Consider the following 12,866-nt stretch of genomic DNA (forward strand, 5'->3'; position numbering starts at 1 on the left):
GGCGGCATGGCCCGCGCCCGCTCCGGCGCCGCGCAGCGCCGTCATCAGCATCGTGCCCGTGGCCACGAGGCCAAGCACGAGAAAACGCATGGCGCCCCGGAATTCGCGCGCGCTGACGCCCGAGACATGGAACAGCATCACCGCTCCCCCGAGGAACGCGGCACCCGCCACCAGCTTCAGCGACGCCTGCGCGGCGAACGGCAGCGCATTCAGGACGGCGCCCAGCACCGTGTCCCCGAACAGCCCGCCCAGCCCGAAGGAATGCGTCCAGGACTGCGGCGGCACATGGCTTGCCGCGTAGATCGAGGCGAGCGCGAGCACGATGGGCAGAAAGAAGACACGCGGCACCGCGCGGTCGGCGCCGGCATGAAGCAAGAAACGCATCCCCCAGACGAGGCAGGCGATCGGCAGCACGATGGCCCCGTAGCCCACGATCATCATCAGGATCGCGGCAACCGAGGCGCCGGTGTGTCCCATCAGGTTCTGGGGCGGCGCATCGGTGGCAGCCATCCAGTTGGGGTCCTCGGGCGCATAGCTGAACAGAAGCGCGGCAAGCGCGGCCCCCAGCGCCAGAAGCGCGATGCCCAGCACCTCCTGCCCCCTCCGAACGAGAATGGCATGGGTCTCCTCGTCGAGGAACGGGTCACGCTGTCGGGTCTGGTAGGCCATCGGGACTCTCCCTCACTCGTAGATTGTCTGCCGCAGGCGGATCAGGCCGCGGCGCATCTCTTCTTTTTCGGCGACCATCGCCACGCGGATGCGGTCCGACCCAGGCGTGCCCGCCTCGGTCTCGCGCGCAAGGTAGTGACCGGGAAGGACGCGCACGCCCGCCTCCCGCCACAGCTTCAGGGCCGCGGCCTCGGCATCCTCGACCGGAAGCCACAGGAAGAACCCCGCCGGGGGCCCCTCGTAGCCGGGAACACCGGCCATCACCTCGTCGGCGATGCGGTATTTCTCCTGGTAGAGGGCGCGGTTCTCCTCGACATGGGTCTCGTCGTTCCACGCGCGTTCGGCCACCGCCTGAAGCGGAAGGGGCAACGGCGCGCCGGCATAGTTTCGAAGCTGCTTCATGCGCCCAACGCTTTCCGGCCCGCCCGCCACGAAGCCCGAACGCAGGCCAGGCAGGTTCGACCGCTTGGACAGCGAGTGGAAGATCACGACGCGCTCGGGGTCCGCACCGTTCGCCTGCGCGGCCGGCAATGCGCCGGGGGGCGGCGTGTCGCGGTAGATTTCGGAATAGCACTCGTCGGCGAAGATCCGGAAATCGTGACGTTCGGCCAGTGCGATCAGATCGGTCCAGTAGCCCTCGTCCGCGACCGAACCCTGCGGGTTCGCGGGCGAGCAGATGTAGGCGATGGCCGTCCGCTCCAGCGTCTCGGGCGGGAGCGCGCCGTAATCCGGCAGATGCCCCGTCGCCCCGGTCGCGGGAACATAGACGGGCTCGGCCCCCACGGCCAGCGCCGCCACGGCATAGACCTGGTAGAACGGATTCGGCATCAGGACGACGGGGCGCTTTCCGGCCTTCGTCTCGGGGCAGAGCGCGAGGCAGGCGTTGAACAGCCCCTCGCGCGTGCCGTTCAGGGGCAGCATCTGGCGGTCGGCCGAAACGTGGACGCCATAGCGCCGCGCGATCCAGCGCGCGATCGCGGTCTGAAGACCTGCGGTGCCCTCGTTCGGGGGATAGCGGCCGAAGCCCTCGAGGCTTTCCGCGATCACGTCGCCGACCCAGTCCGGGAACGGATGGCGCGGCTCGCCGATGGTCATGGCGATGGGCTCGCCGCCCGGTTCATGGACGTCGAGAAGCTTCCGCAAACGCGGAAACGCGTATTCTGGCAGGTTCGAAAACCGCTCGGGAAAAACCATGACTGCCTCAAATACCGGGATCGTTCCGCCCCGATTTGCAGGCAATCTACCTTGCGCCTCACGCGGCTGTCCAGAAAAAGGCTCGCTTTGCCCGGCGGTTGTGGCCTTCAGGTCAGGGCGGCCTCCGCGGCGGCCCCAAGGCGCAGCAGACGCTCCTCCGCCATGGGGGGCGCCAGCATCATGAGGCCCGCCGCCGCCACCCCCGTGGGAAGGGTCAGGCCACTGAGCCCCATCAGGTTTCCCACACGCGTGTTGCGCAGCGTCAGAAGGTTCTGGGCGACGTAGTAGTCGGCGTCGGCCATCAGCCGCGCGATCTCGGGCGGGGCGTTGGCGGTCGTCGGCAGCAGGATCGCGTCGTAAGCGGCGGTCGTCCGCGCCCAGTCCTTCCGCAGGCCGCGAAGCTTGCGCCATGCCGCGACGTAATCGGGCGCCGAGAAGTCCGCTCCGCCGCGGAAGCGGTCGCGCACGCGGTCGAACATCTTTTCGGGCGCAGCCTCGATCGCGTCGCGCCAGATGCCGTAGGCCTCGGCGGCGAACAGCACCGGCGATAGGTCCATGGCCGGGTCGATTGCGGGCACATGGCCCGTCTCGATCTGCGCGCCGGCCTCGGCCAGCTTTTCGAGAGCGAAGGCAAAGCCCCGCGCCTGCTCGGGGGCGGCATCCTCGGCGAATTTCCCGAGTACGAGGAACCGCGCGCCCTGAAGCGTGGCATTGGAGAGGTCCGGCACCGCGCCGCCCTCCATCGCCGCGAGAAGGTAGGCGCAATCCTCGACGCTGCGGCAGAGCGGGCCGACGGTGTCGAAGGTCTCCGCCAGTGGCACGACACCTTCCAGCGAAAGCCTGCCCGAGGTGGTCTTGAGGCCGACGAGGTCGTTCCACGCGGCAGGCACGCGCACCGAGCCGCCGGTGTCCGAGCCGATGCCGGCCGCCGCGACACCGAACGCCGTGGACGCCGCCGCGCCCGAGGACGACCCGCCGGGCACGCAGGCGGGATCGTGCACGTTGGGCGGCGTCGCGCCCTCCGGCGTTCCGCGGTAGGCGGGGTTCAGGCCGAGACCGGCGAAGGCGAGCTCGGACATGTGCGTCTTTCCAAGGCAGACGAGGCCCGCCCGCGTCGCCCGCGCCAGCACGTCGCAATCGGCCTCGGGCACCCGACCCTCCAGCAGGCGGGAGCCCGCCTCGGTGGCCACGCCCGCGCTGTCGAAAAGGTCCTTCCAGCTGATCGGCACGCCGTCCAGAAGGCCGCGCCTCACGCCGTGGCGAGCGCGATGCGCCGACGCCTCGGCCTCGGCGAGTGCCCGGTCCGGGGTCAGCACCGTGTAGATGCGGTCGCGATGCGCATGCCGCCCGGCCGCGTCGAGATAGGCCTGCGTCAGCGCCACCGGCTCGATCTCGCCCGCGTCGATCCCGCGGCCGAGGTCGCAGGCGCTCATCCAAAGCCAATCGTCCATCGCCATGCTCCCTCATGCCCCGTCACGTTGTCGCGGAGGGACGCTAGCGAGGCGGGCTATTGTGGACAATCCCCCGTGGCGGGTCATAGTCCGGCGCATGACATGCGATGCGGACATCCTGATCGTCGGCGGCGGGCTCAACGGCTCGTGCCTTGCCCTGGCGCTGGCGCAGGCGGGGCTGTCCTCGGTCGTGATCGATGCGCTGCCCGAGGCCACGCGCGGCGACGCGGCCTTCGACGGGCGGTCCTATGCCCTTGCGCTCGCGTCGGTGCGGATGCTCGATGCGCTTGGCCTCTGGGAGGGGCTTCAGGACGTCGCCCAGCCGATCCTCGAGGTGAAGGCCTCGGACGGACGCGCGGGCGAGGGGGCTGGACCGTTCTTCCTGCATCTCGACCATGCCGAGATCGAGGAAGGCCCGATGGGCCACATGATCGAGGACCGCCACCTGCGCCGCGCCCTGCTTGAGGCCATCGATACCAATCCCCGGGTGACGCATTTGCCGGAGGCGAAAGTGGTGGCGCAGGACACCGCGGGGCCGGTCCGCGTGACGCTGGCGGACGGGCGCGGGTTGAGTGGCCGCATCCTGGTAGGTGCGGACGGACGGCGCGGTGGCACGGCCGGGCGCGCGGGCATCCGGCGCACCGGCTGGGATTACGGGCAGACCGCCCTCGTCTGCGCCATAGCGCACGAGAAGCCGCATCACGGGATCGCGCACCAGTTCTTCATGCCGGCCGGGCCGCTCGCCATCCTGCCGCTTCCGGGCAACCGGTCGTCCATCGTGTGGTCCGAGCGCACCGCGCGCGCCGCCGAGATCGCGGCGATGGACGACGCGGCCTATCTCGAGGCGCTGCGGCCCGCCTTCGGCGACTTCCTCGGCGAGATCGAACTGGCGGGGACCCGCTACGCCTACCCCCTCAGCCTCAGCATCGCCGAGCGGTTCGTTGCGGAACGGCTTGCGCTGGTCGGCGATGCGGCACATGGCGTCCACCCGATCGCGGGGCAGGGCCTGAACCTGGGGCTGCGCGATATCGCGGCGCTCGCCGAGGTGCTGGCGGATGCGCGGCGCAGGGGAGAGGACATCGCGCGCGCCGACGTTCTGGCCCGCTACCAGTCGTGGCGGCGGTTCGACACGGCGGCCATGGCTGTCGCGACGGACACATTCAACCGACTGTTCTCGAACGATAATCCGGCAATCCGCGCGGCGCGGGACATCGGAATGGGCGTGGTTCAGGCGATGCCCGGCCTCAGGCGGCGGTTCATCCGCGAGGCCGCCGGGCTGACCGGCGACGTGCCGCGCCTGCTGCGGGGCCGTGCACTCTAGCGCTCAGTCCAGCTTGCGCGCCTCTTCCTCGAGCATGATCGGGATGCCGTTCCGGATCGGATAGGCGAGGTGCGCTGCCTTCGACACCAGTTCGCGCCGCTCGCTGTCATAGGTCAGCGTGCCGTGGGTCATCGGACAGACCAGCGCCTCGAGCATCCGCCGGTCGAAGGCCTGCTCACGCGGGGCGGACTGCCCGTCCCCGGCGTTTTCGTCCGACGACGCGCCGCTCACTGCATGGTCTCCTCGGGCGCTCCGCCGCGCAGGGAAAACTCCAGCAGGGTCCACAATGTCTCGCGCCGGGTGGACAGCGACGGCGCCTCGAGCAGCGCCTGCTTTTCCTCGGGGTCGAAGGGGCAGAGCATCGACAGGGAGTTGATCAGAAGCTCGTCGTCGGCCTCCTTCAGGCTTTCCCAGTCGGTGGACAGCGACATCGCCTCGAAATACCGGCCCAGAAGGTCGAGGAAGGGCTCGCGGTCGAACTCGGGGTCGTGCTCGGTCGGGCCGAGATCCCGCGAGAACCCGTCCCATTTCACGTCGCAGCGGCGATAGGGCGTGAAGCCCGAGACCTCCTCGGCGATGCGGAAGCGCGAAATGCCGGTCAGCGTGATCATGTAGCGCCCGTCCTCCGTCTCGGAGAACTGGGTGACGCGACCCGCGCAGCCGATGGAATGCAGCCGCCGCTCGTCCGAACCCGGCACCTCGCGCGACTGCACCATCCCGATCAGGCGGTGTGGCGTCTTCAGCGCATCGTCGAGCATCGCAAGGTAACGCGGCTCGAAGATATGCAGCGGAAGACGGGCGCGGGGCAGCAGCAGCGCCCCCGGAAGCGGGAACACCGGAATGGTCCCGGGAAGATCGGCAGCTGTCATCATCACGAGCGACCTAGCCTGTGGTGCGGATCAGGCAAATATCATCGAGCTGAGCCGGCGCCGCCCCTTCTGCGCAATCGGATCGGTGGGCTTGAGGGCGTCGAAGATCGTGAAGAGCTGGGCCTTGGCTGCACCGTCGTTCCACTCGCGGTCGCGGCGGAACAGCTCGAGCAACTGTTCGACGGCCTCCTCGACATGGCCCGAGGCGTGCAGCGCCTGCGCGTGGTCGAACCGGGCCTGCAGGTTGGAGGGATCGGCCTCGACGGCGGCGGCAAGCTCGGCAAGCGGACCCGCGTTCTCGGCCTGACGGGCAAGCGCGATCTGCGCGCGCGCGGCCTCGAGCTCGGGGGCGGTCGCGATCTTCTCGGGGGCGTTGTTCAGAAGCGCCTCCGCCTGGTCGAGCTGCCCCATTGCGACATGGGCGCGGGCAAGGCCGCCAAGCGCCCCGGCATGGTCGGGCACTTCGCCGAGGATCGCGGCGAAGGTCTGCGCCGCGTCGGCGGTCGCGCCCTCGGCCAGCATCTGCTCTGCGGCCTCGATGGCCTCGGACAGGCCGCCGTCGCCCGCCATCGAGATCAGCTTGTTGACGAAGTCGTTGACCTGTCCCTGCGGCAGCGCGCCCTGGAACATGTCCACAGGCTGGCCGTCATGGAAGGCGACGACAGTCGGGATCGACTGGAGCGGAAGGCCCTGCTGCGCCAGCGCGCCGGCGAGGCGCTGTTCGCGGTCGACGTCGATCTTGATGAGGCGCACCTTGCCCTTCGCCGCCATCACGGCGGCCTCGAGCATCGGGCCCAGCGTCTTGCAGGGGCCGCACCACGTCGCCCAGAAATCGACGATCACGGGCACCTCGCGGCTACCCTCGATCACGTCGGCCATGAAGGTGGCCTCGGTTCCGTCCTTGATCAGGTCGCCCGCGGCCGCGGCGTTCGTTTGAGGCTGTCCCAGCTCAAGCATCGCATTTCTCCGGCATCGCTTGTCTCCGTCAAATTCGCTTCGTCTTTATATGCGGTCCCGGCGGGCCCGCGCCAAGGGGGCGATCAATGGTCGAAGGTGGCGAAGACCGGGGCGTGGTCCGAAGGCTTCTCCCATCCGCGCGCGGTGCGGAGGACCCGGCTGGAATGGCCGGCATTCGCGATGTCGGGCGTGGCCCAGACGTGATCCAGCCTGCGGCCCTTGTCGGCGGCGGCCCAATCGGGCGCGCGATACGACCACCACGAATAAAGCAGCCCCTCAGGGATGTCCTTGCGCGTGATGTCGACCCAGCCGCCCGCCTCCTGCATGTCGCCGAGGTGATCGACCTCCACCGGGGTATGGCTGACGACCTTCAGAAGCTGCTTGTGACTCCAGACGTCGTCCTCGCGCGGGGCGATGTTCAGATCGCCGACGAGGATCGACTTCCGCGGGCGCTCGTCGCGGAACCAGTCGCGCATCTCGGTCAGGAAATCGAGCTTGTGGCCGAATTTCGGGTTCTTCTCGCGGTCGGGCTCGTCGCCGCCCGCGGGAACGTAGAAATTGTGGATCACGGTGCCGTCCTCGAGCCGGGCGGCGACGTGGCGGGCGTCGCCCTTCTCGCAGAAGTCGCGGTGGCCCGCATCCTCGAGCGGCAGCCGGGACAGGATCGCGACTCCGTTGTATCCCTTCTGCCCGCGCGCGACGACATGGCCGTAGCCGAGTTCAGCGAAGACCTCGACAGGGATCTTGTCCACCGGGCTCTTGCATTCCTGCAGGCACAGGATGTCGGGCGCCTCCTCGGTCAGGAGTTTCGCGACGAGATCGGCGCGAAGGCGGACCGAGTTGATGTTCCAGGTGGCAAGCGTGAAGGGCATGGAGGCTCCGAATGTTTCTGCGCGCGCAAGCTAGGCCGGCGCGCGCGGGAGTTCCAGAGCAGCAGGGAACATGCCCCGCCGGGCGGGAGTTTCCCGCGCGACACAGCACCGGAGACCTGACCATGACCACACCGCGCGCCGCCGCCGCAGCAGCCCTTGCGTTCACCCTTGCAGCAAGCCTGCCCGCCTTGGCGCAGTCGAGCGGCACGATCACCGGAGCCTACAATGCCGACGACGCCGTCTGGACCGTCGTGTCCCCAGGGACGGAAAGCCTTCCCGAAAGTGGCTGGCGCGCCACAGGGGACGACATCGAGGTCACGCTGGTCGGCGAGCCGGGTTCCGCAGGGGCCGGTGCGGACGGCGGGCCGTTCGACCACATTCTGGTCGTGACATTCACGCTGGAAGGCCTTGCGCAGGACATGAGGGTCGCCGACCCGGGCGTCATGATGGTGAGCGGCGCGCAGCAGGAGCCGATGCTGGCCCACCCCGAGAACATCGAGCTTTCGCTGACCGCCGTCGAGCGGACTGGAAGCGGCCTGACGATCGCGGGCGACCTGATCGCGCGGGTGACGCCCGGCGGCCTCCCGAACAACGGACTTGACGCCGAGGACACCATCCTGATCGACGGCAATTTTCAGGCGACGCTGGAACGCCTCGACGACGGAACCGATGGTGACGACAGCAGATGACCTCCGAAGAAAAACGGCCCGAACCAGGGGTCCGGGCCGAGTCCAACAGGGAGGTCGTGGAACTTTTCTAAACGAGCAACTTCAGGTTGCACATTGATCCACGTCAAAACCTGGACGTGCGGCGCACGGAAGGCGTCACGCCGCGAGGCGATAGCCGCCCGATTCCGTCACCAGAAGCCGCGCGTTCGAGGGATCGGGTTCGATCTTCTGACGCAGGCGGTAGATGTGCGTCTCGAGCGTATGCGTCGTCACGCCGGCGTTGTAGCCCCAGACCTCGTGCAGAAGCACGTCCCGCGCCACCACGCCGGATTGCGCGCGATAGAGGAACTTGAGGATGTTCGTCTCCTTCTCGGTCAGGCGGATCTTTTTCTGATCCTCCGTCTCGAGCAGCTTCATCGCGGGCTTGAACGTGTAGGGGCCAAGCTGGAAGACGGCGTCCTCGGACTGCTCGTGCTGCCGCAGCTGCGCGCGGATCCGCGCGAGAAGGACGGGGAAGCGGAACGGTTTCGTCACGTAGTCGTTGGCCCCCGCGTCGAGGCCGAGGATCGTGTCGGCGTCGCTGTCATGGCCGGTGAGCATCAGGATCGGGCACTTCACGCCCTGCTTGCGCATCAGCCTGCACAATTCGCGCCCATCGGTGTCGGGAAGGCCGACGTCTAGGATGACGAGATCGTAGATCCCCTCCTTCGCGCGCTCCATCGCCTGCGCACCCGAGGCCGCCTCGAACACGTCGAAATCCTCGGTCATGACCAGCTGCTCGGACAGCGCCTCGCGCAGGTCGTCGTCGTCGTCGACGAGAAGTATCTTCTTCAGATTGGCCATCGGTCGGGTCCTCCCGGCTTCGTGATGGAACTGAGATGCGCGGGGTCCGTGCGTCTGGCAAGCGTCTGAAAGGTTTTTTCACGCAGCCGTGTGAGCGCGCGAGGTATTGTTTCAAATTCCTTCGTCGCGCTGTAAGGGAAAGCGGCCATGGTGAACGATCCGCGCGATACCCTTCTGCCCAGCCCCGCCGAGCGGGTGGCCCGCGCGCGGGCCGATCTGCGCATGGGGCTGCCCGTCGCGATCGGCAGCGGCGGGACGGGCATCGTCGTTCTCGCGGCGGAAACCGCCCGCAAGGACCGCGTGGCCGCCCTGAGGGCGCTCGGCGGACCGGCGGTCGTGGCGATCACGTCTTGGCGGGCCGAGACGCTGAAGGCGCGGGTCTATGACGGCGACATTGCACGCGTGGAGATGCCGCGCGACGCGGACGCGGCCTGGCTGCGCGATGTCGCCGACCCGGCGCGTGACCTCATGGCGCCGCTCAAGGGCCCGCTGCGGACGCTGCGAGAAGGCAACGCGACGCTTTGCAGGCTCGCGCTTCTGCTGGCGAAGTCGGCGCAGCTTCTGCCTTGCGTCCTGACCGTGCCTGCCGGCGCGGCCGCGCGCGACATGGGGCTGACGGAACTCGATCCCGCCGCGACCGCCGACGACCTCGCGCGGCACCACGATCTTCTTCCCGTGGCCGCCGCGCGCCTGCCGATGGAGGCCGCCGAGGCCGGGCGGCTGCACATCTTCCGTCCCGACAACGGCGGTGTGGAACACTTCGCCATCGAGATCGGGCGACCGGACCGCGCAAGGCCGGTGCTGGCGCGGCTCCATTCGGCGTGCTTCACGGGCGACGTCCTCGGCTCGCTGAAATGCGACTGCGGCCCGCAGCTTCGGACCGCCCTCGCCGAGATGGGGCGCGTCGGGTCGGGTGTCCTGCTCTACCTCAACCAGGAAGGCCGTGGCATCGGCATCACGAACAAGATGCGCGCCTATTCCCTGCAGGATCAGGGTTTCGACACCGTCGAGGCAAATCATCGGCTGGGCTTCGAGGACGACGAGCGCGATTTCCGCATCGGATCGGACATCCTGCGGCGGATGGGGTTCTCGTCCGTGCGTCTCATGACGAACAATCCCCGCAAGGTCGAGATGATGGAAGCCGAGGGCATCGCCGTTCACGAGCGCGTGCCCCTCGTCACCGGCACGAACAGGCATAACGCGCATTACCTCGGAGTGAAGAAGTCGAAGTCGGGGCATCTTCTTTGACAGGCGCCGAAGACATGGTGCTGACGCCCATGGGCCTGCGCTTTCGCGGCGTCACCTATCCCTGCACACTCGGACGCTCCGGCGTGACGGCGACGAAGCGCGAGGGGGACGGGGCGACGCCTTCGGGCGAGCACCGGATCGTCGGTTGCCTGTACCGGCCCGACAGGATCGCGCGGCCCTGCGACTGGGCCGTGCCGATCCGGCCCGCCGACCTGTGGTCCGACGATCCGGCCCACGAGGACTACAACCTGATGGTGCGTGCGCCCTACCCCGCCTCGGCCGAGCGGCTTTCGCGGGGCGACAGGCTGTATGATCTCGTGCTGCTGACGGACTGGAACTGGCCGCGCGCGGAGCGGGGGCGCGGCTCGGCGATCTTCGTGCATCGCTGGCGCGGACCGGGGCGGCCCACGGACGGCTGCATCGCGCTCGATCCCGTGGACCTCCGTCGGATCACGGCGCGCATCGGTTTCGGAACCCGGCTGATCGTGCCCGAGGCGCTTGCCGCCCGTCAGTCGTAGGCGCGTTCGCCGAAGATCGCGGAGCCGACGCGCACATGCGTCGCGCCGAAGGATATCGCCTTCTCGAAGTCTGCGCTCATGCCCATCGACAGGCCCGCCAGTCCGTTTCGCGCGGCCATCTTCGCGAGAAGCGCGAAATGAAGGCTCGCCTCCTCGTCCACGGGGGGAATGCACATCAGGCCCGAGAGGGGCAGGTCCATCCCCCGCACCTCCGCCACGAAGGCGTCCACGTCGGCGGGCAGGCATCCGGCCTTCTGAGGCTCTTCCCCGGTGTTGACCTGGATGAACACCTCGGGGCTTTCGCCGCGCTCCTGCGCAAGGCGCGCAAGGGTCGCGGCAAGCTTAGGGCGGTCCACCGTGTGGACGGCATCGAACATCTCGACCGCGGCGCGGGCCTTGTTGGTCTGAAGCGGCCCGATGAGATGCAGCGAAATCCCCTCGAAGCGCGCCTGGAATTCCGGCCAGCGTCCCTGCGCCTCCTGGACGCGGTTCTCGCCGAAGACGCGGTGACCCTGCTCCAGCACGGCCTCCACCCGTTCGGGCGGCTGCACCTTGGACACGGCGATCAGCGTCGCGTCGCCCGCGGGACGGCCCGCCGCCGAAAGGGCGGCGTCGACGCGAGCCTGGATTTCGGTCAGGGACATGGCGATCGGCCTCGGGTTCGGGTCGGCCGCTGCGTCAGAACGCCATCCGGTAGCGCAGGGCGATCGTTTCCGCGCCGGGGTTGAAGTCCTCGATGCCGCCGTTCGAGATGTGGTCGAGGCTGAGCACGACCGAACCGGTTGGCGACACCCGCCACCCGAAGCCGGCGAGCGAACGGAAATGCAGGTTGCCGCCCAGCGGCCTGTCGCCCTCGCTGTAGTAGCCGGGCATGAAGCTTCCTTCGACGAAGGCGTTGCGGCCCACGTCCAGGTTCAGCACGAAGCCCGCGCCGACCCATGCGCTGCCGTCGGTGTCCGTGCGCGCGGCGACGCCCCACCGTCCCGAGAAACCGTTCGGCTGCTCGAACACGGGCGCGCCGTGAACCTCCACCACGCCGCCGAAGGCGCCGGTGTCGATGTCGGTGGTAAGGCCGAAGCTGAGATCCTGCGCCTGCGCAGGCGGGGCGATTGCCGCGCTGGCGCCGAGGCAAAGGACGGCCGTGACGAGAGTGCGGATGGTGGATGTGACGCTCTGCATGTGTCTGCCTGCTCGTTGTGATCGCACGGTTCTGGGAAACCTTGTGCCCAAAAAGAAAAGAGCGGGCAAGCGCCCGCTCTTTCCAGGTCTGTGCGATCCGGTCGGATCAGAAGGACATTGCCAGGCCGAGCGACCAGCTCGACTCGTCGTCGATGCCGTCGTTGTCGCTGTAGCCGTAGCCGAGGTGAGCCGACAGGCCACCGCCAAGGTCGTATGCTGCGGCGAGGCCGTAGCCCGACGAGTCGGGGGTGGTTGCCGCGTCGTCCCAATCGTAGCTGCCGTAGTTGGCGTGCACGGTGATCGCGTCGAACGTGTAGCTCGCGCCGATTGCCATGTGGACGCCATCTTCGTCAGCGTCGGTGCCGGTGCCGTCGATCTGCGAGTAGTTGAGAGCAGCCGACAGGCCGCTGTCGAGCGAAACGCTGGCCGAGAAGCCGATCACGTCCGTACCCTGATCGCCAACGGTTGCGCCGTCGGTGTCGTTGACGGTCTGGTAACCGATGCCGATGCCGTAGGAGCCGCCTGCGATATCGCCCGAGTACTTCGCACCGAGGCCGTATGCCGGGTCGCCGCCGTCAACCGTGTCGTCCATTTCCACCGACAGCGCGGCGCCGAAGCCGGCCATCGAGTAGTCGTAGCGCAGGACCTGACCGTCGTAGGTGCCGTCGAGGCCGCTGTTGCCGCTGTAGCCGGCGTGCAGCGTCTCGGAGTCGTCGATCGAGCCGGGGCTGCCGATGTTGGCTTCCGTCAGGGCCCAGTCGAACGCACCGTCGGTGTCGCCCATCGTCAGGGTGCCGAAGTCGCCCGAGATGAAGACGGTCGTGCCGTTGTCGTCGAACGAGTTGGTGCCAGCGGCGGTCTCGTCGATGTCGACGCTTGCGCCGAAGGTCAGGCCGTTGTCGGACGTGCCGGACATGGTGAAGGTGACGTCGATGTCCTGGAAGAACTGGGTCACGCCAGCAGTGTCGTTTGCAGCGTTGTCGCTGCCGCCCGCGATACCCATTTCGGCGTAGCCGCTGATCGCGACGTCGGCCATTGCTACGCCAGCGGTTGCCACAAGGGCAGTCGTAGCGAAGA

General features: G+C 68.4%; 15 protein-coding genes. 4 read left to right on the forward strand and 11 right to left on the reverse strand.

Features of this window, described 5'->3' with window-relative positions:
• From P6F26_RS19195 to P6F26_RS19205, 3 genes are all read right to left on the reverse strand, one after another.
• Window positions 1-669 (reverse strand): DNA translocase FtsK 4TM domain-containing protein (locus tag P6F26_RS19195; RefSeq protein WP_278030317.1); only part of this gene is annotated, 669 nt, incomplete at its 3' end.
• Window positions 670-681: 12 nt separating this feature from the next.
• Window positions 682-1,863: an aminotransferase class I/II-fold pyridoxal phosphate-dependent enzyme gene (locus P6F26_RS19200; RefSeq protein ID WP_278030318.1), complete on the reverse strand. Its 1,182-nt coding sequence runs from the start codon at window positions 1,861-1,863 to the stop codon at window positions 682-684.
• Window positions 1,864-1,970: 107 nt separating this feature from the next.
• Window positions 1,971-3,314: an amidase gene (locus P6F26_RS19205; protein WP_278030319.1), complete on the reverse strand. Its 1,344-nt coding sequence runs from the start codon at window positions 3,312-3,314 to the stop codon at window positions 1,971-1,973.
• Window positions 3,315-3,411: 97 nt separating this feature from the next.
• On the opposite strand from P6F26_RS19205, the gene P6F26_RS19210 reads away from it, so the two are divergent.
• Window positions 3,412-4,635: an FAD-dependent monooxygenase gene (locus P6F26_RS19210; RefSeq protein WP_278030320.1), complete on the forward strand. Its 1,224-nt coding sequence runs from the start codon at window positions 3,412-3,414 to the stop codon at window positions 4,633-4,635.
• Window positions 4,636-4,638: 3 nt separating this feature from the next.
• On the opposite strand, the gene P6F26_RS19215 is transcribed toward P6F26_RS19210, so the two are convergent.
• The 4 genes from P6F26_RS19215 to P6F26_RS19230 all read right to left on the reverse strand — a co-directional run bounded on the left by P6F26_RS19215 (window position 4,639) and on the right by P6F26_RS19230 (window position 7,333).
• Complete coding sequence (locus P6F26_RS19215; RefSeq protein WP_278030331.1) at window positions 4,639-4,791, reverse strand: Trm112 family protein; 153 nt, start codon at window positions 4,789-4,791, stop codon at window positions 4,639-4,641.
• A gap of 71 nt (window positions 4,792-4,862) precedes the next feature.
• A complete protein-coding gene (locus P6F26_RS19220) occupies window positions 4,863-5,507 on the reverse strand; it encodes an LON peptidase substrate-binding domain-containing protein (protein WP_278030321.1) in 645 nt (214 codons plus the stop codon).
• Window positions 5,508-5,534: 27 nt separating this feature from the next.
• Window positions 5,535-6,461: a tetratricopeptide repeat protein gene (locus P6F26_RS19225; RefSeq protein WP_278030322.1), complete on the reverse strand. Its 927-nt coding sequence runs from the start codon at window positions 6,459-6,461 to the stop codon at window positions 5,535-5,537.
• A gap of 83 nt (window positions 6,462-6,544) precedes the next feature.
• A complete protein-coding gene (locus P6F26_RS19230; protein WP_278030323.1) occupies window positions 6,545-7,333 on the reverse strand; it encodes an exodeoxyribonuclease III in 789 nt (262 codons plus the stop codon).
• Between the two features lie 122 nt (window positions 7,334-7,455).
• Between P6F26_RS19230 and P6F26_RS19235 the strand changes: the two genes are divergently transcribed.
• Window positions 7,456-8,022 carry a hypothetical protein gene (locus P6F26_RS19235; protein WP_278030324.1) on the forward strand — a complete coding sequence of 189 codons (567 nt, stop codon included), beginning with the start codon at window positions 7,456-7,458 and terminating at the stop codon, window positions 8,020-8,022.
• Window positions 8,023-8,157: 135 nt separating this feature from the next.
• On the opposite strand, the gene P6F26_RS19240 is transcribed toward P6F26_RS19235, so the two are convergent.
• Window positions 8,158-8,844: a response regulator transcription factor gene (locus P6F26_RS19240; RefSeq protein ID WP_278030325.1), complete on the reverse strand. Its 687-nt coding sequence runs from the start codon at window positions 8,842-8,844 to the stop codon at window positions 8,158-8,160.
• 147 nt (window positions 8,845-8,991) lie between these two features.
• On the opposite strand from P6F26_RS19240, the gene ribA reads away from it, so the two are divergent.
• On the forward strand, window positions 8,992-10,092 hold the full coding sequence (gene ribA, locus P6F26_RS19245; protein WP_278030326.1) for a GTP cyclohydrolase II: 1,101 nt from the start codon (window positions 8,992-8,994) through the stop codon (window positions 10,090-10,092).
• Between the two features lie 14 nt (window positions 10,093-10,106).
• The gene (locus P6F26_RS19250; RefSeq protein WP_278030327.1) at window positions 10,107-10,610 is read left to right on the forward strand and encodes a L,D-transpeptidase family protein; all 504 of its coding nucleotides are present in this window, start codon (window positions 10,107-10,109) and stop codon (window positions 10,608-10,610) included.
• On the opposite strand, the gene P6F26_RS19255 is transcribed toward P6F26_RS19250, so the two are convergent.
• The 3 genes from P6F26_RS19255 to P6F26_RS19265 form a co-directional block, all read right to left on the reverse strand.
• Entirely contained in the window at window positions 10,601-11,254 is a 654-nt protein-coding gene (locus P6F26_RS19255; protein WP_278030328.1) for a YggS family pyridoxal phosphate-dependent enzyme, read from the reverse strand. The two genes, P6F26_RS19250 and P6F26_RS19255, sit on opposite strands and share 10 nt — an antisense overlap.
• A gap of 34 nt (window positions 11,255-11,288) precedes the next feature.
• Window positions 11,289-11,789 carry an acyloxyacyl hydrolase gene (locus P6F26_RS19260; protein WP_278030329.1) on the reverse strand — a complete coding sequence of 167 codons (501 nt, stop codon included), beginning with the start codon at window positions 11,787-11,789 and terminating at the stop codon, window positions 11,289-11,291.
• A 106-nt stretch (window positions 11,790-11,895) separates the two neighbouring features.
• Window positions 11,896-12,866, reverse strand: a 971-nt coding sequence (locus P6F26_RS19265) for a porin (RefSeq protein WP_278030330.1), incomplete at its 5' end; no start/stop codon positions are given.

The organism is Roseicyclus salinarum, from assembly GCF_029624655.1.
Taxonomy (GTDB): Bacteria; Pseudomonadota; Alphaproteobacteria; order Rhodobacterales; family Rhodobacteraceae; genus Roseibacterium; species Roseibacterium salinarum.